Below are 21,970 nucleotides of genomic sequence, written 5' to 3' on the forward strand. Positions count from 1 at the left end.
CATATATAGCATCCCAAATACCACCAGAACACGCATGGTTTTTACCCCTTTTGCTAACCGGTAAGTAACTTGAGAATGTAAGTGGGTGCTTTTATCGTCAATCAGTATAGTTTCTTCTACTAAAGAATTATGCATTCGATTTACCTCATGGCCTTAAAACTGATGCTTTTATACAGTTTTAAAGCATCGAAAGGTTCGGCAAAAATAGGTAAAGCAAATTAATTTCTTTATTAAGTAATATATGTTGCAGTTAACTAGCCAATATTGCACGTGAAAAGCACATTGTGTGTTTGTTCTATCTACCTTACGCTATTTACAATGTTCATTAAATTCTATAGAGATAAAGACATTCAAAGAGCTTTCAAGTACTTAACAATGCCAAATACAAGTATTAAATATTTTTTATATCTAATAATTTTATTATGTCTAGTAATTGTAAGTGGATGCGATACTGCTGACAACAGGCAACCTGCAATCACAGCTTCTTCATACCAAGCATCGCAGGTAATACCTGTACATGTTGAAACTACTCCCTCCGGCTTTCGCCTCGTGAGAGAAGGAAAAGTATTTCATATACGAGGAGCGGGAGGTCTACAATACTACGACCGGCTTAAAGATGCAGGGGGTAATTCGGTTAGACTCTGGAGTACCGATTATGCTGGCCCATTGCTGGATGCCGCTCATCAGCAGGGACTCACTGTAATGTTAGGATTATGGCTTCCTACCGAGCGACAAGGATTTAGTTATCATAATCGGAAAGCGCGAGCCCAACAGCTTCAACGCTTACGTATGCAGGTATTACAATATCGCTACCATCCTGCCTTGCTAATGTGGAATATAGGTAACGAATTAGATCAGTTGGACGCAGACCCAAGCATCTATAAGGCAGTAGAGGAAATTGCACAAATGATCCATGAGCTTGATCCTTATCATCCTGTAGCTACCAGTACGCTGCCCTATTTAGGCATGGTATCAGCCTTAGTTAAGTTTGCACCTAGCGTCGATATATTGGGCGTAAATGCTTATAAAGATTTAGGTGTCCTACCTAGTTGGGTACGGGCCAGAGGTTGGAATGGGCCTTATATTGTCACTGAATTTGGAGGCAAAGGATATTGGGAAACACAGCAAACCCCTTGGAATGCCCCATTAGAACAGACAAGTAGTGCTAAGGCTGAATTTGCCACTGAATTGTATAAACGTTCTGTGCTGACCGATACATCAAGATGTCTTGGGGCTTACGCTTTTTATTGGGGACATAAGTTCGAAATTACACCCACCTGGTTCAGTATGTTTGAAGCTACAGGTGAGAAGACTGCTTTCGTAGATGAACTTTATAAGGCTTGGAGGGGAGAATATCCTATAAATCGAGTCCCTTATTTAAGTTTTGTACAATTGAATGGAAAGTATGATACGGATAGCGTGCGTTTGCAGCTAAATACTGAATACCCTGCTGTAGCTACTGCCTTTGATCCCGAGAATGACACTCTCACCACTACTTGGGAAATAAGGTTAGAAGATGGAAAAGATATAGTGGGTGTTGATTCATTAATTAGAAATAGCCAAGAAGCCCTTTCTGTACATAGACAGAAAGGGCTTAAAGTTTCTATACGAACACCTCAATTGCCCGGAGCCTACCGTTTGTACGTGCGCGTCTTTGACGGGCATGGTAATGTAGCTACTGGCAATATTCCTTTCTACGCTGGGGCTGAACCAAAAAAAGGAATTAAGCTTCTTACTCAGTAATGATTACGGGCTGAGTTGAGCGGAGATCTCCACTTTCCACTCGAAGCAAATAGCGCCCTACTGGTAAACCTGCTACGGAAAAAGCAAGTTCTGCCGCCTTATAAGAGCTAGTTTGGCTGCGGTGCAAACGCCCCTGCAGATCGTACAACTTTAATTTTATCAGTGTATTCGCACCAACTAGCCGATCAAATTGAACGTATACTTTATCAGAACTTAATGTCGGGTAGGCAGTGCACCATTGTCGCGAAACACTAGCCAAGGTGGTGCGACTGGCTAGGACAAGGTGCTTGTTTTCTGAGGCTCCAATGTTGCCTTTTAATCCAGGTTGTGGTGTAGGATTGCCATAGAAATCTCTTGGACCAGGTGCCTGACCAAATTCACCAAGCAGATCAAGGCCTGCTCCCAATAAGCTAGATGAAGATTTAAGGGTGTAACCCAAAGCCATCACACTATTAAGTGCTCGTGGCGCTGACGAAGGATTTAGGCTTGCTGTTTCAAGTTGTGGATCAGCATTAATGCCGTATGCTTTTCCATTTATCCGTTCTTGTCCGGTTGCGACGCGCCAAGCATCTAAGGTTGTATATCGGACACCAGCCCAGTCTAGACCGAGCTGTTCAGGACCACTCCAGTAACAGTTACCCTTAAACTGTACTCCACTGGCTCCACTGGCTTCCACTTTTAAGACCGCTAAGCCACCTGTAGTATGCAACACATTGTTATTAAAAGCAATAGCGCCAATTCCACCACTACTAACGTGTACAGCACTAGGACGTGAACCGTCAGCAGGAGGAGTCAAATAAACTGTATTGTTGTATATGGCAGCGCGTTGAATACCCCCGTTGGCTCCCGATGACCACAAAAGAATAGCACCTTGGTTATAACGACGGCCATCGTTTTCACTGATATTGTAACGAATAGTTACGTCAGTAAGTGGTGGCGCACCAGGGTACTGGGCTAATAGATAACCAGGACCGTCATTGTCGTGTGAATAATTGTACTGTAATACGGAGTTGGTACAGCCGCCATCCAAATCAAAGCCTCCCCCATCATGTGATGTACCTGTGCGATTATGGTGGGACTCGCATTCCTGAATTACCAAGTTATTGCAGCAATATCCCCATATGCCAACAGGCCCTCCGCTCCGATTGCTATTTAGCCACCCATTATTATATGCTTCACAATGCTCCACTAGTGCTCCATCTATACCGCCGAGTATGATACCATTACCGGTGTGAGTAGTTGTAACGTCAGTACGACCCGAGTTGTCATAGGCACGACAATCTCCTATATACCAGTTACTGTGCGCACGTAGGGCTTCAGAGTAAGAAGTAATGCCAGCCTCACCATTAGCGTGCGCATCACAGTTAGTAATGCGTACATCGGTGTAGCCGCTTTTACCCTTCCAGCTACCAATTGATATTCCAGATACCTTATAACCACTTACGTCTAAGCTGTCAAGGCGCAGATGATTTAAATGAGTATCAACAGAATCGATATAAAAGATAATACCTGAATCTTTATTACTGAGTCGACCAGAACCAATGAAAGTCAGGCGGCGCAATTCAATACCAGCCATATTATGACCGTAAAAACCAGGAGACGTGCCACTCTCTATTACAGCACTTCCCTTACCAAAGGAGCTAATAACGATAGGCTTAGCAGCTGTCCCTTGGCTATTGGCACGTAGCCAAATGCCCCCTGAAAATGTTTGACCTCCGGCAAACAGTATTCGGTCACCAGGATAGTACCGCTCAGCATTTACCCGGTCTATTGTGCGCCAAGCTGTTGACACGGATGATCCACTTGCTGCATCGTTTCCGTTTGCATTAACAAAATACGTGCGTGCCCATGAAGAGGAAGCAATCAGGGATAATAAAAGTTGAAATAGTATAATCTTACTACGCATCTCTTTTTATTAGATTAAGTGGATGCGTAAAGGTATATTCTTGTTATTATATAAAAATGTAAATATTTATCGACTATTTTTATAATTATTAAAGAATTTTACAAAGTGAAAATTACATTTTGGATTTAGCAACAATGGAACATGAATAATATGATACTACTGTTTAAACACAATAATTTATAACTTACCAATGCTTCTCAAATATTATAAATAAACCAGTATAAAGTTGCTCTTAAGGCAACCTTGTACTGGTCGTTACTAGAGTCATTCAAATAACCGTAACCGATTGTATTTTAAGAAACATAGAACAGAGGCAATTCACTTAGCCCGCTTATAAGCATAATTAAGAGTGGATTGAGAAGATCTGATTGTTCCAATTATTATGCACTGCGCCACTCTATCCGGTTGGCTTAGGTTTACTTTTCATGTAAATAATTAAACAGATAGAATCTAAACTGAAAAATCTACTGTCATCCCTCAGCCGCGCCTAGTGCTGAGCTACTATCAACCTACACATGCTATACCTTAGAAAACTCAGAGTTGCTCCTTCGGTTCTTTAGATGTAATGAAACTATATTTGGCCCTACTTATATAAATTTTTTATTAGAAGGGAATCTAGCTTTGCAAGTGTTTATCTATAGTTATTGTACACGTATCAATTAGCTCCAAACACACAGCTATTCAGCTTATTCAGTCAGTTGTATTTTATCGAGCACCGCTTAAGTAAGCATAAATTTTAAACCTAAATATCTATTTTTCATACAATTACACCGTATAAGATATTATTTCTAAACCTAAACTAAGAACAATAAAGTAGCTTTTGATAAGTGTATAAATTATAAAACACAACGCTCATGAACTATTACATCAACTACTGCGCGTCAGAGCGACGAATCTCGGCTAAGCCAAACCACTTAGCTGCTTGAGCGTTGTATGGGTGTTTAGAATCTATTTTGTAGTCTATCCCGTGCAGCAATACTCCACGTGAGTTAATACCCTTCAACGGAGTAACGATTGCACGCCTGCCGGGTTGCTGATTCAGCACGCGATAATCTTGATATCGCTCCTCCCACTGACTAGCATACTGTGGGGCAGCGGTAAGTAGTTCCCGCCAGGCCCGCAAACTCACCCGACTAACTATTAGTGCTAATACCACGATAATTACCATCCGGATAGCAAAAGATGGTGATTGGCTTGCAACTGGGTTAACAGGCCCAGCAGCCCAGCAGGCCACTATCCAGCTTATTAGCCACCACCAAAAAAGCACGTTATTAGCTCTTATAGGCATAGGATCGTTCCATACAGATTGATATAGCATAGTTCCAAGCCACAAGCCACCTATTACTATTGCCGCACCACCAGCTAAGGGAAGACTCAACGCAGTAGGGCGTGTAGGCAAAAAGCGTGTTGCCCAGGGAGCAAAAACTAGGGGTACACTCAAAACGAGTATAGCATTAGGGGCAAATAATAGATCTTGTAATACATTACTAGTACGAATTATTAGCGGCACTATTCCAGGGAATGGGTCACTATCTATTTTCACGCGATAATAATTACCCGGTGCAGCAATAGCAATTGTTGAGGCTACAAGCATTACGGCACTTACAACTATCCAGTAGCGTAATGCCAACCACTTTTTATGATAGATACTTAATCCGCTAGCTACTAGCAGAATCCAACTAAGTAACACAATAGTCAATTCATTAGAACCAGCAGCGGCTATGGTTGCTACGATGGATACTACCCACCAGATATAACGACTAGTTGCATTAGCCGAAAACTGTGCACGTACGGTTGCAACAGGGGATAGTATTAACAGCAGAGCTGGCACTTGATACACAACCCCATCCGTGAAGTAGTAAAAAGACGAATAAGTGCTAGGCACCATACTAGCGTACACTAGTAAGATGCCCGCCGCCATCCATGAAGCTGAACGCCATGTTAACTTATCAGCAGTAAGTGTGCGAAAGAAGAGCGTCAGAGTGAGAAGCTTAAGACCAAAAAGGAGCAACATAACCCAAGCAACACCGCCCACCCAGCCATAGCTCAGCGGATTGCCAGCAGTTAATAGAAGTGAAGTAAAAAACCGACCTGTCCAGTGAGCGTAAAGATGGTTTTGTGCTCCCCATATACCCATTTCCTGAACCCGTACACCATTCGCGTAATCATCGTGGAATGGTTGTGTATAATAGCATAGTGCCCAAAAAGGTAGTACTCCTATAAGGATACAGGCCCGCCAGGCCCATGGTGATAGTCGTTTATTCATCAATCTTGTTGTATGCCATTCCATAGCTGATTAGGCCAGTGCCTAAAACTAGTTAGCAAAGACCGAAAAATGTAAAAGGCTTTAAATAGAAAACCCGTCGAGGTGTCTTACCTCGACGGGTTTTCTATTTAAGTACCCCGTAAGAGATTCGAACTCCTGACCTACTGCTTAGAAGGCAAGCATAGGACTGCATACAGCCACTATCGTTTCTTATCAGAAGTGGGCAAAAAGGGGCTTTTTGAAGATTCACGCTATTGTTAGTTATCAGCAATACACGGCTTTTTACTATACTTGTATGAACCGCTGTATGAACCGCAGTTGGTTCATACGAATCATGAGTAAAACCACCGACCACAAAGAAGGGAGTGCCACCGTCAAGATTATCTACTTCACGGGCAAAGTACTCGCCGATGGCTCCCACCCGTTTTTGATTCGGATTACAAAGAACAGAAAGCAGCTTTACCGCTCCACGGGCCTAAGCTTGCAGCCAAGGTATTATAACTTCGAGAAAAAAGAAATTCGCCGCAATTACCCCGGCGACGCCAAAGCGCTCTGGCGAAAGCTGGAAGCCAAAGCGGCTACCTATGAGCAGGCAGCCGAAGACCTTGCCTCGGCCGACGAGCAGCACGACGCCGAAACAGTTCTGAGTAAAGTCAGCCAGACCCGTCGGGCTACCCGCCGAGTAAAGCTATTGGCCTACTGTGACGAGCTCATTGCCCAACAGACAGCGGCCAGTCAGTTGGGCAACGCTCGGGTATACCGGGATGCCCGTAGTCAACTCGCTCATTTCTTGGAGCAAGAGCAGCCAGATACCTCCGATATTCCCTTCTCACAAGTCACCGTAGCCTTCTGTTATGACTGGGAACAATTCATGCGAGCCAGGGGCACTGAAGACACTTCTCTTTCTGTGAGGTTCCGCACCCTACGCGCTGTCTTTAATAAAGCTATTGCCACGGGCTTAGCTAAGGCTGAGTTCTATCCCTTTGCGCGGAATCGGGCAGAGCAGCATAAATACAGTGTCAGCAAGTTTGATTTAAGTACGAAAAAGCGGGCACTGCCAAGGGAAGAACTGCGAAAGCTGGAGCAGTTACAGCCCACTATCAACCGGCAGCGGCTAGCTAAGGATGCGTTTCTATTCTCTTTCTATGCCGGCGGTATCAACTTTGTTGACTTAGCTCAGTTGCGGTGGCGAGACGTGAGCGGAGCTGACCCTAAGACGGGTAATCCAGACCGGATAGAGTATGAGCGGCAAAAAACGGGCGGCAAGTTTTCCTTGAAATTACTAGCACCTGCCGCCGCCATCGTAGCCAGCTACTCCCCTATCACGCGTACCACGCCCGATAGTTATATCTTTCCCTTCCTTGATGTTGCTAAGCATACCACACCAGCTAAACGAATAGTACGACTGCACAACGTACTAGGCTGGGTGAATAAGGCATTGAAAGTTATGGGAGAACAGGCTGGTATCGCTACTCCCCTCACTACGTACGTTGCCCGGCACTCCTTTGCCACTACGCTTAAGCTCAAAGGCACTAATACTGCCCTCATTAGCCAAGCAATGGGGCACAAGTCGGAAGCCGTTACCGCCGTGTACTTGGATAGCTTCGCGTCAGACGTGTTAGATTCCGCTTTTGAAAACTTACTGTAACTAAATAGCTCCTGCCCTATGCTCACTACACTCCATCCTTTGCTCAAAATCTTTATCGAACAGATAGAAATAGCCATTGGCGAGCGAGAAGAAATAAGCAGTGTTGTGGATTTGACGAGTGAGCAAATAGAGGACGAATGTAATCGGATACGCGCTACTATTCCTGAAGTCAGTGAAGTAGCGTTGTCTCACAACGAGGATATATATGAACTAAGATGGACTATCAAAGGCACAGGCTATACAACAGAAGGCAGCGAGTTCCCAGCAGTCGCCTTTTGGAATGGAGTTCAAGCATTTAATCATAGCGGGCTGAATTATACCCTTTCTTTTCCGGTGCCACTGGTAAAGGAGGTGAGGCCATATCCAAAAACACGCGCTCAAAGACAGGCGCTCGATAGAAAACTAAGAACCTTGCAACACAAGTTTTTGGATGATCTTGCCGACGAGATCGATTCCACTTTATTCCCCCAAGATAGAGTGGAGTTATTGGTTAGAATTTTGGAAGACTTCGATTGCTTAGAGAGCATCCCAGAGCTAGATCCTGAAATCTCAGTTGGGCATGAATCTGCTTGGGAAACTATACATGAAGTATGGCAGGAAGTAGAAAGTAAATACCACATGCTTGAGACTGAGGCCGAATCTCTGGCGGGTATTATAGGCAATAAGGAAAGTTTCCGTAAGGCACCGCAAGCCGCTGAGATTCCGCAACTAGACTATGAAATAACAACTCAACAGGCCATGCAGACGCTAGGATTAGATTCTTCCAGCGGTATGCTTGCAGTACCTGCGTCCAATAGCGGTACATCCAATAACAGCCCCGAAAGCGACCCAGAAATGAGTAATGCAAAGCATCGGCGGCGCATTGTTCTTCTCTATTTGTATCGTGACAGAATTAGAGATATACAGTATGAGGCAGACGCCCAAACTGTAGCGGAATCTTTCGGCATAACAACCCGCAATGCAGGCAAATACATAACTAGAACTTTACTACCAAGATGGGGGAGCAAGAAAGAAATTTTAAAAACAAAGCGAGGGGTAGCTTCTCTTATCAGGGATATAGAATACATATCACAATATCTAACTGATAACCAGAAAGCGGAGGCTGACACGGATGTAAAGAGTATCACTAGTGAAATTAACTAACTAGTTCGAACCGGTATAAGGTAACAGGTAAGGCTTGCTTTGTCACGTCGCTAGTAAATAAGTAGGTAACACCGCCTACTGTAAAACAGCGCGGTATAATGCAAAACCCATTTGAACGTTTAGAAGATTGGCTTCGCCGAATTGAAGCGAAGCAAGCAGAACTGCTACAGCAGCTCAGCGGCCCGCAAGCGAACTTGCCTACAATTGGCGGAATAGAGCTGGCCCAAGAGGTTTTGCGCCTCAGCAAGCCTCGTATCTACGCCCTCGTTTCGGAGCGCTCTATTCCGCACAAAAAGCGGGGCAACCGGCTCACCTTCGACCGAGCCGAGCTGATTGAGTGGCTGAATGCTGGCAGTCGGAAGATTACCACGGGAAAGGAGGTACGCAATGGCCGGTAAGCGCCTACCGCAAACGCCCGTCCTCAATACCCGGCCGGTACTACTTAAAATACTACTGGCCGCGCAGGAGCGCATTAAACAGCGCGCTACGGAAGAAAATATTGAGGAGCCTCCCTTCCTCCTGCAATACGGACAAGCTATTCTATTTGCGCGAACCGTTAGCATCATACAGGGGCAGAATGGCTCCCATAAAAGCCGGATTGTGGCTCTAATGGCTGCTGTAATTTTGGCCGGTCCAGATGCCGTATGCGAAGCCCTAGGATTCACTCGCGCCCCCGGCCGCTACGGCATTGTGTACATAGACACCGAGCGCAACCTAAGCAGTGAATACCCTGCCGCTATTCAACGGCTCAAACTGTGGGCCGGCTACCGGCGTGAGCAAATCCCCGCTAATTTGTGGCATACGTCGCTCATTGGTATCACTAATAGAGCAGAACGCTTTGAGGCTCTGACTGCCTATTTAGAGCACGTTCGGGCAGAAGCTCAGGGAATGCACCTCGTGGTAATTATCGACATTATCACGGATTGCATTGAGGATTTCAACGACTCGCGGGACAGCTTGCAATTCGTGGATATGCTGAATGAGAGCATTAATACCTACGATGTCACATTTATCTGCGTCATTCACGAAAACCCCGGCACGGCCAAAGCAAGGGGCCACCTGGGCACTGAGATTACCAACAAAGGCGGCACGGCCCTACAGATCGGCTACATCAAAGCGGCGGGCAACACGGCCACAGACGTGCTGGAGTTGCGCTACGTCAAGCGCCGTCACGGTAAGCCCGGCCTGACGTTTCATGCCCGCTACGATGAGCTCACCCAGCAGTTTACCCCCGCCACCCTTGCACAGGTAAGTGAAGCCCGCGCCGCCCGCCAGAAGGTTGCTACCCCCGACCAACTACCCGCTGCCCTACTGGCGGCCCTTTCCCAGCCAGCCCCCCAACAGCAGGTAGTGGCCGCACTCTGCGAAACGTTGCAGGCTGGCGAGCGCACGATACGCGGCCGACTAAAGGCCGTCGTAGGCACCACGTTTCCTAATGGAAAAGGCCAGTTTTTGCGCCTGGAAACCGCGAAGCAAGGCACGAAAACTGTGTACCAGTTGGTTCCGGTTAGATAGTGGCAAGCTGGCAATCCCTTATAGGCCCTCCACCTGCTGCCACAATGTGCCCACGTCTTTGTACTTATAGGCAACTGGCAAATACTCTATTAGTCGTTGCCACGTTGCCCACATGGCGCGGCAGTCAGCAAACCTTGACGCTAGGCGCTGAGCCTTCCCGAGTGCTCCCTTCGGTCCGCTTCGGGGTGACTGCTCTTTTTTTCTTCTGCTCTCCCACCCTCAGCTTTTAAAAGTGAGTCGTCGGCTAAGCGGACTGAAAGGAGCATTGGCCGGTCGTTGCTGATGTGTGGTGCTTTCACACCGAGAAGAGTCCTGATAAGCGCATAGCTCACCTCAGCCGCAGCAGAGCGAAGGCGGCAAGCGGAGCGCGGCAGTACGTCCGCGCTTCTCCTTCCTCACAGCCCTAAACGGCACCCTGAACAGTCAACATCACCCCACCGGGCACCCTCCAAAATGGGTGCCCCGGCCCTCCCTTGCTTTCAACTATGCAGCAGAAAACCACTATTTACTTCGACGGCAATCTTTATTTCCAGATCGATGGCGCACGGCGCTATTATATAAGTCGGGCCGGAGCTGTCCTTTCCACTGTGGGCAAGCCTTTCCTGATGCAGCTTAGTCTACATCCCAAAGGCTACCAACAGGTAGACCTATACACTGATACAGGCCGAGAATGGCGAGTGCGGGTTCATCGGCTGGTAGCCCAACGATTCTTGTACCCGGTACCCGGTAAAAACCACGTCAACCATAAGGATGGCAACAAGCACAATAACCGGGTGAGCAATCTAGAATGGTGTACCAACCGGGAAAACGTCCGCCACGCCTATGCGCTGAAGCGCACACGCCAAGGGCAATACTGGCTTCCTTTCTGGAGGGACTCGCCTCACGAAATGCTGCGAAAATTCTGTCAGCATATGAGAGACTACTAGCCAAAACCCAGCTCTCACTCCCTTGCCGGGCTGTCTAGCTAGTAGCTGATTTTACCTGTTTAAGCCTCATTCCTTCCTCTCAAAATGCTGCACTACGCAGCCATACCCTCATTTTTATGGCATACGACAAGAACCACTATTCCGATCCCCACCCCATGCTCTACAGCATCGTTGCCCCGGCTGCTTTACGTAAGCTCCAGCGGGAATACAAGCTGCCTCCAGCGGCTTTGCTTCTCTTGCTTACTATACAGCTCGTCCGGCATGACAGCGGTAACCCGACGACCGCACACTTAGCCACGGGCTGGTTGAGCAATTCCCTATTGCGAGAGTATGTGCGGAAGCTAGAAGCTGCTGGCTATCTGCAGCGGTTGCCCCTACGACGACGAGCAGCCAAGCAACTTGTCCTTACGGTGAATGGCTTAAGCCTGGTCAACCACTTGCAACGGGACATGCGGGAGGCTTGCCGCAAACTGATTCCGAGAGGTAGATGGCCTCAACGTTACTAGGGTCTGTAGGTGTAATGAATGACCAAGTACCCTATTCTCAGCGCATTGACCTAAAAGGAAAAGCGATTCTAAAAACCCCGGTGCCTCCAAATTAGCCCCCACCCGGCCGGCTGATATTCATTTTTGAAACCTATTAATGGCTGCTGATCCACCGGCAGAAGCGCAAGCGGGCAGCGCACATAAGGCTGTAAAGCAAGACGAATGTTAAGAGCCCAACTCAATCATCAACCCTCATCCTATCGCCATGCACATACCAACCGCTGCGGAGGTTTTCGCCTCATTGATCCAGGAGCTTGTGGCCAAGTCGCTGCCACTGGTGGAGCGCATTACGCCCGAGTGCTTTGTTTCCGACACCGGCCAGCGCTACTTCTTCATCTCCTATCGACTCACTAGCCAAACGCTGTCCTTTCATTCTCCTAGCGGGCGTAAGATTCCTTGTGCCTACCGCTTAGCCGAGTCTGCCCTACTTCAAAGCATAGCCCAGCATCCCAACTTTCACCCTTATATCCCGACTCATGCAAACCGCACTAATTAATTCCGCGCTGGCGTCCACGCCTACTCTGCAACACGACGACCGCCGCTACTTGGCCCCGTTGGCGGCGTGTCCTGTCTTGCCTCTCACAGACGACGAAGCGCGCCGAGGCTGCCGGGTTTTCCGGTTGCGTGCTGAGTTGACCGAGCTAGGGCACGCTACCTACACCGTCTGCGAGCCGGTAAGTGTGTGGCAATGGCTAACGGTCGGTAGTGTATTACTATATACCGAGCTGTATCAGTGGCAGGACGAAAACGAGCCAGCAGGGCAGCAGCACTATAGCGAGTTAGCTACCCATCTGGGGCGAGTAGTGGCAATTAATGGGTACGCCCAAACCATGACTATTGACGCAGAGGACGGGGAAGAAGTGATTCCGGTAGATCGCCTGCTTGAGCTTTGGCTAGTTAGCCAACGAACAGCTACTGCGTCAACCCAAGCTAATTGATTGTACTTACGTGAGCAGGAAAAGCCCTAACTGGATGGTTATAGCTTTATCTTTTTTATAAAAGCTAGTTAAGTGGCACCCAGCCTAACGGTACATTGGCAACTACTTTAAATTTTAAATCGCTGCCTGAGGGAGGCCCGTATGCTTGTCCCCCTGAATAGCCACTCCCATAGGCAGTCCATATTCCTATAGTACTATTTGTCACGTTAAACGTATATATCTGGCCGGCGATTAAAGAGGCGGTCTGAGAGAATGTATAGGTTTGAGGCTGGAATGTTTCGGGGATAGCGTCTTCATTAAAGATAAAATTTTGCGTTGTAGTTGCGAGCACAGTACCCCCCAAACCATCTCCGTCACGCACTTCCATTGTTACAGAGCTTTGCATTCTTTGGTCTGCGGCCCTAGAAAAGATTGTGATTGACTCAAGCCGACCGGACTGGGTAGCCGTAAAGCTTTGTCCAACTGGTAAAGACGTATAAGCACCATTTTGGCTGGCAAATCTTTGCTCTATGACCGCGGTGCTAGGAGCCCCCAGGTACCCATAAAACTGCTTGGTAGTTGTATTGAAAACTAACAATCCTTCCTGTGGACTAGCAATGCTGCGCATCTGCACATCAGTCATTCGAGGTAGTAATAGACCTTTATTAGTGCTGCTAACATCCAGCACTGCCGATGGATCAGGTGTAGTCGTACCTATTCCGACAGATTGAGCAGAAGCATAGAAGGGTAGAATAGCACACGCAAGTAGAGTACAGAGTGATTTCATGAGAGGGAAAGTGTATAGCCAATAGTGTCGTTGAAGCTCAAATAAAACCCTTACTCACGTATTACTTTTAAACGGGTCTGTGAGCCACCCTGTACAATACTTAAGTTATAAACTCCGGCAGCTAGCTTTCCCAATTCAGGTAAGACTAGAGAGTTCGTGCCTGACACTAAAGTAAGGGAATGATTAACTAGTGTCCGACCAAGCGCATCATGGAGTAAAACGTTAGCTGGCCCTGCATGGACGGCTTGCACTTTAAGCGTGAGGCCCCGTGTAGTAAAGGGTATAGGCCATGCACTCGCTTCTAACTTTGCTAAGGAGGCGAGTCGTACTGTCCGCACGGGAGAGAAGGACTCGATGCCATCAGTATCAACTTGGCGCAGTCGGTAATAGATGAGACTCACGCCATATCGGGAGACAGCAGGGTCACGTAATTGATACTCATGTGGAATAGACGAAGTACCTTGACTAGCGACTTTACCTATTTTCTGAAATATAATGCCGTCGGTGCTGGCTTCGACTGTAAAGTAGGCGCTTCGCACTTCCGAAGCGGTGCCCCATTTAAGCAGCGCGTCATCATTCAGATGCTCGGCTGAGAAGTGTGATAGTTGGACTGGCAATGGATTGCCGGCATTGCTGACGGTAAAGGAATTGAGAATAGCTATACTCTTTGTTAGGCTGCGAGTAACGGCATTGACGGGTTCCCCCACTTTCATCCAAGAATCATTGACAGTAGCGCGTTGCCACATACTAGCCTGTGTAAAGTCCTGTAGTCCGTTGTTATTATCCGCCAGCCATGTAAGTGTTACGGGTATAGGGGAGGTTGGCTGGCTAGTAGTTACTACAGTCCATATACAGTCAATGCCTTTCGTAGAAGCACCTACGTTTGCTCCATAGCTTACATCTAGTGTTTTAAGCCCTGCAGTACGAGTTACGCTGACACTCCCAAGATTCTGCCCTGTTCCGTCCAGCACTAAGCCGTTTCCAAAATTCATCACACCAGCTACATTGGTACGCAGGATGCGTAAGTTTCCCTGAACATACCGACCCGCATCCTCACCGGAGACTGCAGCTGCATTCAGGAGAGTAATACTAGATGTAGCATTGGTACGTACTAATCCTTTGTTGAGAGTCAACAGTTCAGCAATAGTTAAGTCCGCCGGCACAGATAACTGATTGTTGTCAGTAGCCCCACTATTGTCCACTATGAGGTTTGTCAAAACGGTTCCTGCAGGAGACGTTAATGTCTGCTTCTGCGAGCCGCTGAAGCGCCATAAGCCGACGCCTTTGACGTTTTTAAGGTCGTTATTAGTAAAGTCGCCGGTGAGCTGCACAGTACCATCATTTATGAGGGAGCCTTCAGCAGTATTTAGAAAGATTCCCTCAACAAATAATGTGGCTCCATTCTCCACTGTGATCACTCCCCGATTGGTCAATGTTTGGGCATGAGCCACAGGCACTAGTGTGAGTAACAGAATGGATAATGTGAGCTGTAATAACCATAAGTAGTTTTGTATCATGCTCGAAATTATAGTAATAATTAGTGAGCAAGTACGAGTAAAAATATTAAGTATCCTATACTATATATAATTAAACAAGTCAAGTGTAATTTGCATCTACAGGTCTCCTCCATGCTTGCGTAGTTCAAGGGCCTAATGCTTATAAATGCAAAAAGCCTAGTCGTTAAACTAGGCTTTTATATGAGTGATGGTTAATGAAGCTATGCCTAATGATAGACATGGCCACGTACGCGGGTCCATTCAGCTTCATATCTATTGGCGAATCCTTCGCTGACAGAATAGAGTGCTTGCGACTCAGTAGCGCTCATACCTAAATGACGGCAATCCAAGTAATTAAAAGCCTTCATTTTGAGCGCAAATTCGGGACTGTGAGCAAACTCCGCAATCATGTTTGGGTGAATGTGCTCAGTGGTTTTCATAATCACTTATTTAAGTGTTCTTCAAATATACTGTATTGAGACAAATCCGCAAGGTCAATTTCTCCCGACCATTCAGTGCCCTTTAAAATCTCTTCACCACAATCTAGACTTGAGAATATTCCCATTGGGAGATGCTTGTCCGGAGTAATGGCGTAATGGAAATCAATACGTTTTTGTAACAAATCACACAAAGCCGGGATCAGAATAGAGTCCGAGCCGTTAGCTATATTTTGCTCGGCTTTTTTACGAGCACAATCTAGTATTGTTTGAACTTCCTTTCTGTCGGTAGCACAAAAGCCAGCTAGTGCCCAAACGTACCCTCCTGCGGTAAGAGTTGCATTAAGCCTGATTATTTTAACCCCACCTAGACGATATTGTTTGTACAATATACGGTTTATAGCTTTTGAGATGCCTTTTCCCTGTAAATCATCAGGAATTGTTAAAGAAATATGATTTGCAATGAGAGACCCATCTATCAGCACAATATCTCTCATAAGGCAAATAGGCCCCCAAGCTGTATCTGCTTCATATCTTAATTGTATGAGCACTGCAAACCCATCAGAGTAGTATGACAGCCACTCTACTTCCTTCCATTTGAAATCATAGGGTGCAGGCGCAAGTGACAATTCGTGAGCAAGTGTATCAAACTCCATATTTCCCAAGAATTCATTCATCGTATCGATGAATCTCACCTCAGAATAACAATTTATAATTACAGAATATGATTTTATATGTTCTAAAACATGGGTTGATAACATGGAATGAGCCAGCAAATTGTAAGGATAAGTTTTTTTGCAAAAAGCGTTAGCATGCATTTTATAAAATGATTGGCCTTATTTTATAGGACATTCATAGAAAGTGTTTCTGGCGAGTTTTTTGGGTAAAGATTATATATAATACTAATTTCCAGCTCTAGACCAATTGAAGGAAATAATTAATTTCCATCTAGTTACTAAGCTCGTTTATAAACACCTCTTTCTGTATTCTTTATAAACTGCTCTAAATGCCTCAGGTCTGCTTGATTCAGCCATCTCAAGTGGTCATCAGTTATATCGTTGTCGTTCTCGGTGTAAGGTCTTGAACCAACCAGCATTGATTCTGTTCGCTGTTCGTGCTCATCATGAATACAGATTAAAGTATCTACAACCTTACTTACCGGGTTTAAACGAATTACTATAGAATATTGGATAAGTTTTTTTATATTTTTATAAGGTATAATTACTTCAGTAATATCTGATTGTAAGTGAGTTTCAGACCATGCATGTCCTCGAACAAATAAAAATTTGTCATCTATTTTTTTATTGTTTCTAGATGATTGAGGAAATAAAGTATGTACGATAAGTGTATTTCTATACACAAGCATATTATATATGGCGCTTTCTCCATGCCCATTAATATGTTCGCCGTTATATTTTTCGAATTCGTTTGGTCTGGTATTAGTCTTTAAATCGAGATTTTCTGGAGAATAAATAGAATCAGCAATATCACAAAAGTCGATTATAGGAACGGTTTTAGGTGAGAACTTGCTTGGGTTTCCTCGACGTATTGTGTTTTCTTCACTCTGATTATCTAAGTTTTTCCAATAAACTTGATTTGACCAATAGCCATGTCGAGCATAAATATGTTCGTAGCCTGTATGGTGATTTCCTTTTATAAAGATTAATCCTTTTATAGGAGAAATTTTGTAGATATCAGTATGAGCACGTGGAGAGGAGGAAAAAAGAAACAGGTTGGGTATGCTTAGGCGCGGATCAGTAGCAGCCGTTAAAATAGATTTAATCTCCTCCTGAGTTAGCAAAACTTCTGTATTCTCGTTCATCTCTTTAAAGCTATTAATTATCTTACTATTAGTGTTGATTATAAAGTTCCAGATTAGTGTACCAAGCTGTTTGCCTATTTCACTCGTGACTCCCTTTACCAAACCGTGGAACATAATCAATATGAGTCCTACTAAAGCGGCTGATAAATGTGTGTTATCCTTTACAAGGTCAATTTGCAAACCATTCATATGATCAGTGCTCCGGGTATGTTAGCGGTAGCATTGATCCAAAGGGACTACAGAAACGATGCGCGTCCTTGCGGCCGCATCAGTCTGCACTAATACGCATTATATAAAACTACTCATTTAGTATTCTCAACGTACGGTCTCGTACCTGTTCAGCCTCGCTTCCTATTTTTCCTAATCCCTTTTGTATCGCTCGCTCACTGACTTGAGCATTAAAAGTTTGCAGAAAGGCACGGTGAATAGCTGCTTTACTGCCACGCAGGCGTGGTTGCTTAGCTTCGTAGAGAGCATATATTACTCCTACCCATGTGCCTGGGCTAGCTACAGCAGTGGATCTACATGTTTCATCTAGAAGGCCTAGTTGCTTTAATAACTTACATAAATCGAGGTATGTATAATTTATTAAGTATGGCGCCAATATTTCATTTATTGAATCAGTAGTTATTGTATCTGAATGAGATGAGTTCGCTAAACTGCCTTCAAGGGCTTTGTCAAGCTCTGACAATCTACGTTTGATTAGTTCTAAACCTTCTTCGCCCTTCTTTACTGCTTCTGCATTTTTGTCTCTGCTAGCTATATTTATCCAAAGCTCTGCTCCCTTTAACCGTTTCATTAAAGCTCCTCGGTCAGCTTCAGTTAATACCTCGCGTGTCTCTGGGAACTCATGCCAGCTTAAAACTTTATTCTCTTTCGATTTTCGCGAATGAAGCCAACTATTAATGGTTTCAATAGCTCGTGCACTTAGCTGTGATTTAGTAACGGAGTCAACTTCTTGTAAAGCCTTTTCCAATCTTGCTATAAATTTTAATGGTTGTAATAAATCTTTTTCACCCTCTACAAAATGTTGCTTGACTTCATCAAGAAATTCATAAAGAAAACCTTCATTTACGTCGGCACACTTACGTAAAATACTTAGATAATATTCATTTGTTCGCTTGTAAGCATTGAACCCAATAGTGCTTTGCCAATCAGGGCTTTTGAAAAAAGGGTCTACCGTCTCCAATCCTGCCCCGATTTCAGCTTTATGAAATTCACTCCAACAATGCTGGAAATAGTCAATACCACCTAACAGATTACCTAATGGGCGTGGATACAGATTTAATACATTTTTATTCTGAGTTACCGTGACAAAGTTTGTATCGCTGCCAAGGATACTAGCTATAGACTTAAGCCTCTCTGCTAAATATTGGCGCAGATTGTTAGTTTGAGATTTGCCTTTCTCGTGCTTAGTCAGCCAAGCAACCTTTGCCTCCTCTTGACTCTCATTAAGTAATTCTTTGGCTCTCTTAATACCAAATACTAAATGAATTGGTCTAGTGCGTTGGAAAATTCTTGCTCGCCTTAACAACTCCTCGCCTCCATAACGGGAGGTGAGAGCATCTATGTCTGCACCTGCGTGGCACCCTTCGCGTAAGCGACGCGATAGGAAATTCTCTCCGTATCGCTCAATAAGCCGCCCTGCCCTTTGCTTGGCGTTGTCTTGCCATTCTTGCCTAATTGTTCGCGCTGTTTGTTGACACTCGTAGGCGCATGTATGAAGTTTAATCCTTTCCCAATTTGTATCCTCTATAACTAGATAGATAGGTACTACAGTTTGGTCATAATCGGCAATCTGTCTATATTTTTCGTTACGCTTTTGTTCTAAGTCCATTGCAACGAAATTCTTCAAGATTAATTAATTGTTCTACATCCAAAGACTGAACATTACTAGTAAAGTAGTGTCAGGGTAAGCTAGTGTAAACCAACGTGTAAACCAAAAACAAATCAGCCACTAAGCATTGCGGCTAAGTGGCTGATAATGAATGAGCGAGAAACGAGGTTCGAACTCGCGACCCTCAGCTTGGGAAGCTAACTAGGTACAATAGAGTGAATGGCCCCGGCACTCAATTAGACTAGATACCTTGAAGCGCCATTTATCCGGCTGCAGAATCGCTTAAAGCAAAAGCAGCAGGAGCAGGTCCCCGTTCGGCCATAAAAAAAACTACGCCGCAAGCGCACACCCTTAACCGGGTCAAGCAATGGCCGCGCTGTAACCTCCCTTTTAGGTTAGATCCATGGTAGGAATAAGGAAACAATAAGCGTAGTGGGTTCTGGTATGCTAATTGTCTACTATTAATCCTGTAAACAATTTCACTTTTCCATCATCGCTATGAAAACCTTTGTTCAAAGACTGTCCGTCTTCCTTTTCGTTTCCGGTCTTTCCCTTAGTGGCAGTGTCGCCTGGGCTCAAAATACATATGGTGGTGCTCCACAACGGGGTAATGGTGCCTTTGTGCTAAAAGGGGAAACTACCCAATGCCTCCCGAATACTTTGCTTGGTGTGCCGGCCTTGGCTAGCACTGATTGTGTCACGATGACTCGGGAGAAGTTGGTTGCTACTCCTTCGGGCAAAGCAACCATCGTATGGCGGGGCACCGTTCCTGCTGCTTCTCGCCCGGCGCAACGGGTAACCTTCAATTCTACTTTTACCGAAAATACCCATGGTGAATCACTCGGACGCACCTATAATACGGTGGCTATAACCGAACCTAATGGCGCTATTACATTAACCTTGAAAGAACAGACGAAGGAAGGCTATGGTAAAAAGCAGGGACGTAAATAGCTCCTCTTTAGTAATGCAATAACCTGCCGTCACTTAGTTGAAAGCCCCACATTCAGAGATAGGATGCGGGGCTTTCTTATAGATAATGGTTCACAAGGTCGGGCCGGCTTTTCTGTCATATAAGAGCCACACGTCCTAATTGGAGTTGCTTGTTCTGTTGAATAGTGACACTAGCTTGGGCTGTATTTCTTTCTCGAGAACAAAGGCGGCGGCTAAGGCTAACGTAATGCACGCGGCGAACCGTACACTAAACGTCCATAGACTCCCTGAAAAGTATTCGACTTTGTGTAACACCACAATTTATTGGCAGGTGGATGATGTAAAGCCCATACGATAGTGCCCCCACCTTGATTAACAGTCTAATTAGGCGTGCTGATGCTCTCTCCACAATACCAGGGCTTATATAAATAAGAGCCATTCCCACGAGGTAGGCAAGAGACGAGAAAATATATTCGTTCTGATTCATGGAATAGATATTCTTGAAAAGGTAGACAAACGTAAGTGCTGACAGCAGCAGTAGCAGCGCCATTATTTTGTTTTTGTATGGAAAGTCTTTATCCGTAAATACTAAGAGAAAGAGGATGAAGTAAGGCAGGTAGGAGAAGTCGGAAAAGTTGACCATAGCATCATAGCCCCGTACCGCGCCATATTCCAATCGCGTACCCACCATAAACCGGGTTGTTTTCAATAAGAGCGTGTTTAGAATATTGAAATTTCTCAGACCAATGAAAATAAAGATGAAGCCTATCAGTACATGATACTTCGTCTTTGTCAGGGACAAATTTGTTGTGTGTCGTGCTAAGGCCAAGCCAGCCAGCCATAGTGTGAGGCCAAAGCTATAGGAGCTAAGGAGTGTATGCTCAGGGAACAGCAGGTTATTGACGACCCCCACAGCTAGGGCGCACACAGCGGCTAAGACAGGTTTTATATTAAAAAATGAGAGGGAATAAACAGCAGATAATAGAGAATTTCATAATGCAGTGACCAGCTGGGATTGTTCTCCCAAATAACCGGAGTTAAGAGCACCTGCGTAAGGGTCATGTTGCCCCACATCGTGCTTATGGGATAAGCTTTGGCTATCAGTATGGCGAATAGCATACTCAGAAAATAGATCGGATAAATACGTAAGAATCGCTTCTTGATGTATTTACCAATTGTTTCCTTCGTAAGTGCTTGCTTGTTGGATATGCCGATTACATAACCCGACAGTACAAAAAACAAAAAGACACTAATACGGGCAGGAGGCTCAAACGAAAAGGCGCCTGTTACAGCATAATTAGGATCCAGAAACTTTGGAAATCCAAAGGCGTGGCTCCACACTACAATTAGGGCCGCCACCCCTCATAGTGCTTCTAGATTGTACTGAATTTCTTTTTTTGGGGCTGCTGCCTGTATAACTGCTTGCGCCCTACTCTCATTAGGAAGAGGATCTGTTACGGAATTAGAAGGCATTAAAAGGCTAATAGGTGCATATAAAGGATGCAAAGCTACTATCCGAACAAGTAAGTCTGTCTGTAGCGATGGATCTATATAAATAAAGCCTCCTCTTCCGACGGGGATTTTGATGCTATTGAAACTATATATATGAGCGAGAAACGGGATTTAAAGCGCTACCCTCACCTTGCGAAGCTCATTACCAGTTGATGTCACTGCGTACTAATTACGCGATTAGAGTATATCTCTACCTTGCTATAAGGAAGAAACCTGATGGGCTCTTGTTTTAGATGGCGCGTAAACTATATAGCAGTAGGTCAGACTGTTTAAGCCATATAATGATAGCAGCCGGCTATGCTTAGCTTACGGGCACACTCACCTTAACTTCTATGGCTCGAATTCATCAACGCATCATAGCGCAGGAAAACAAAATGTGAAAGGATATGAATTTTAAACTATATTAATGCTCGGCCGCTAATAGTTCTCCTTATGCCCAACGCTAGTACCCCCTTTAATCTAGTCGTACTATGGTTCACAAGCTTAGTTTGGGTGATGGCTCTGCTGATTGCAGATATGAGGGGCACAACTAATTTAGAA

Annotated in this window: 19 protein-coding genes; 10 read left to right on the forward strand and 9 right to left on the reverse strand. The window is 45.2% G+C overall.

Annotated elements, in window-relative coordinates; genetic code table 11:
* Positions 1-318 precede the first annotated feature (318 nt).
* Positions 319-1,743: a glycoside hydrolase family 2 TIM barrel-domain containing protein gene (locus tag ACW9KT_RS10765; RefSeq protein WP_457080193.1), complete on the forward strand. Its 1,425-nt coding sequence runs from the start codon at positions 319-321 to the stop codon at positions 1,741-1,743.
* On the opposite strand, the gene ACW9KT_RS10770 is transcribed toward ACW9KT_RS10765, so the two are convergent.
* Together ACW9KT_RS10770 and ACW9KT_RS10775 are read right to left on the reverse strand one after the other, a co-directional pair.
* Positions 1,733-3,649, reverse strand: a complete 1,917-nt coding sequence (locus tag ACW9KT_RS10770) for a hypothetical protein (protein ID WP_457080195.1) — start codon at positions 3,647-3,649, stop codon at positions 1,733-1,735. The two genes, ACW9KT_RS10765 and ACW9KT_RS10770, sit on opposite strands and share 11 nt — an antisense overlap.
* 871 nt (positions 3,650-4,520) lie before the next feature.
* Positions 4,521-5,939, reverse strand: a complete 1,419-nt coding sequence (locus tag ACW9KT_RS10775) for a hypothetical protein (protein ID WP_457080197.1) — start codon at positions 5,937-5,939, stop codon at positions 4,521-4,523.
* A 310-nt stretch (positions 5,940-6,249) separates the two neighbouring features.
* Between ACW9KT_RS10775 and ACW9KT_RS10780 the strand changes: the two genes are divergently transcribed.
* From ACW9KT_RS10780 to ACW9KT_RS10815, 8 genes are all read left to right on the forward strand, one after another.
* Positions 6,250-7,563 carry a phage integrase SAM-like domain-containing protein gene (locus ACW9KT_RS10780; protein WP_457080199.1) on the forward strand — a complete coding sequence of 438 codons (1,314 nt, stop codon included), beginning with the start codon at positions 6,250-6,252 and terminating at the stop codon, positions 7,561-7,563.
* Positions 7,564-7,602: 39 nt separating this feature from the next.
* Positions 7,603-8,706, forward strand: coding sequence for a hypothetical protein (locus ACW9KT_RS10785; protein WP_457080201.1), 1,104 nt, complete (start codon positions 7,603-7,605; stop codon positions 8,704-8,706).
* A gap of 98 nt (positions 8,707-8,804) precedes the next feature.
* On the forward strand, positions 8,805-9,104 hold the full coding sequence (locus ACW9KT_RS10790) for a helix-turn-helix domain-containing protein (protein WP_457080203.1): 300 nt from the start codon (positions 8,805-8,807) through the stop codon (positions 9,102-9,104).
* On the forward strand, positions 9,094-10,221 hold the full coding sequence (locus ACW9KT_RS10795) for an AAA family ATPase (RefSeq protein ID WP_457080205.1): 1,128 nt from the start codon (positions 9,094-9,096) through the stop codon (positions 10,219-10,221). The genes ACW9KT_RS10790 and ACW9KT_RS10795 overlap by 11 nt, the downstream gene beginning before the upstream one ends.
* Positions 10,222-10,706: 485 nt before the next feature.
* On the forward strand, positions 10,707-11,147 hold the full coding sequence (locus ACW9KT_RS10800; RefSeq protein WP_457080207.1) for an HNH endonuclease signature motif containing protein: 441 nt from the start codon (positions 10,707-10,709) through the stop codon (positions 11,145-11,147).
* 116 nt (positions 11,148-11,263) lie between these two features.
* Positions 11,264-11,653: a hypothetical protein gene (locus ACW9KT_RS10805; protein ID WP_457080209.1), complete on the forward strand. Its 390-nt coding sequence runs from the start codon at positions 11,264-11,266 to the stop codon at positions 11,651-11,653.
* 244 nt (positions 11,654-11,897) lie between these two features.
* A complete protein-coding gene (locus tag ACW9KT_RS10810) occupies positions 11,898-12,188 on the forward strand; it encodes a hypothetical protein (protein ID WP_457080211.1) in 291 nt (96 codons plus the stop codon).
* Positions 12,169-12,630 carry a hypothetical protein gene (locus ACW9KT_RS10815; protein ID WP_457080212.1) on the forward strand — a complete coding sequence of 154 codons (462 nt, stop codon included), beginning with the start codon at positions 12,169-12,171 and terminating at the stop codon, positions 12,628-12,630. Before ACW9KT_RS10810 ends, ACW9KT_RS10815 begins: the two co-directional genes overlap by 20 nt.
* 64 nt (positions 12,631-12,694) lie before the next feature.
* On the opposite strand, the gene ACW9KT_RS10820 is transcribed toward ACW9KT_RS10815, so the two are convergent.
* From ACW9KT_RS10820 to ACW9KT_RS10845, 6 genes are all read right to left on the reverse strand, one after another.
* Positions 12,695-13,396, reverse strand: a complete 702-nt coding sequence (locus tag ACW9KT_RS10820) for a hypothetical protein (protein WP_457080214.1) — start codon at positions 13,394-13,396, stop codon at positions 12,695-12,697.
* Positions 13,397-13,446: 50 nt separating this feature from the next.
* The gene (locus ACW9KT_RS10825) at positions 13,447-14,913 is read right to left on the reverse strand and encodes a T9SS type A sorting domain-containing protein (protein ID WP_457080216.1); all 1,467 of its coding nucleotides are present in this window, start codon (positions 14,911-14,913) and stop codon (positions 13,447-13,449) included.
* 206 nt (positions 14,914-15,119) lie between these two features.
* Positions 15,120-15,332: a hypothetical protein gene (locus ACW9KT_RS10830; protein ID WP_457080218.1), complete on the reverse strand. Its 213-nt coding sequence runs from the start codon at positions 15,330-15,332 to the stop codon at positions 15,120-15,122.
* 2 nt (positions 15,333-15,334) lie between these two features.
* On the reverse strand, positions 15,335-16,147 hold the full coding sequence (locus ACW9KT_RS10835; RefSeq protein ID WP_457080220.1) for a hypothetical protein: 813 nt from the start codon (positions 16,145-16,147) through the stop codon (positions 15,335-15,337).
* Positions 16,148-16,284: 137 nt separating this feature from the next.
* Positions 16,285-17,340: a hypothetical protein gene (locus tag ACW9KT_RS10840; protein ID WP_457080222.1), complete on the reverse strand. Its 1,056-nt coding sequence runs from the start codon at positions 17,338-17,340 to the stop codon at positions 16,285-16,287.
* A gap of 109 nt (positions 17,341-17,449) precedes the next feature.
* Positions 17,450-19,006, reverse strand: a complete 1,557-nt coding sequence (locus tag ACW9KT_RS10845; RefSeq protein ID WP_457080224.1) for a hypothetical protein — start codon at positions 19,004-19,006, stop codon at positions 17,450-17,452.
* A 480-nt stretch (positions 19,007-19,486) separates the two neighbouring features.
* Here ACW9KT_RS10845 and ACW9KT_RS10850 point away from each other — a divergent pair, with 480 nt between their 5' ends.
* Positions 19,487-19,939, forward strand: a complete 453-nt coding sequence (locus tag ACW9KT_RS10850) for a hypothetical protein (RefSeq protein ID WP_457080225.1) — start codon at positions 19,487-19,489, stop codon at positions 19,937-19,939.
* A gap of 924 nt (positions 19,940-20,863) precedes the next feature.
* Here the strand turns inward: ACW9KT_RS10850 and ACW9KT_RS10855 are convergent.
* The gene (locus ACW9KT_RS10855; protein ID WP_457080227.1) at positions 20,864-21,277 is read right to left on the reverse strand and encodes an acyltransferase family protein; all 414 of its coding nucleotides are present in this window, start codon (positions 21,275-21,277) and stop codon (positions 20,864-20,866) included.
* Positions 21,278-21,970 lie beyond the last annotated feature (693 nt).

The organism is Hymenobacter sp. HD11105, assembly GCF_054051685.1.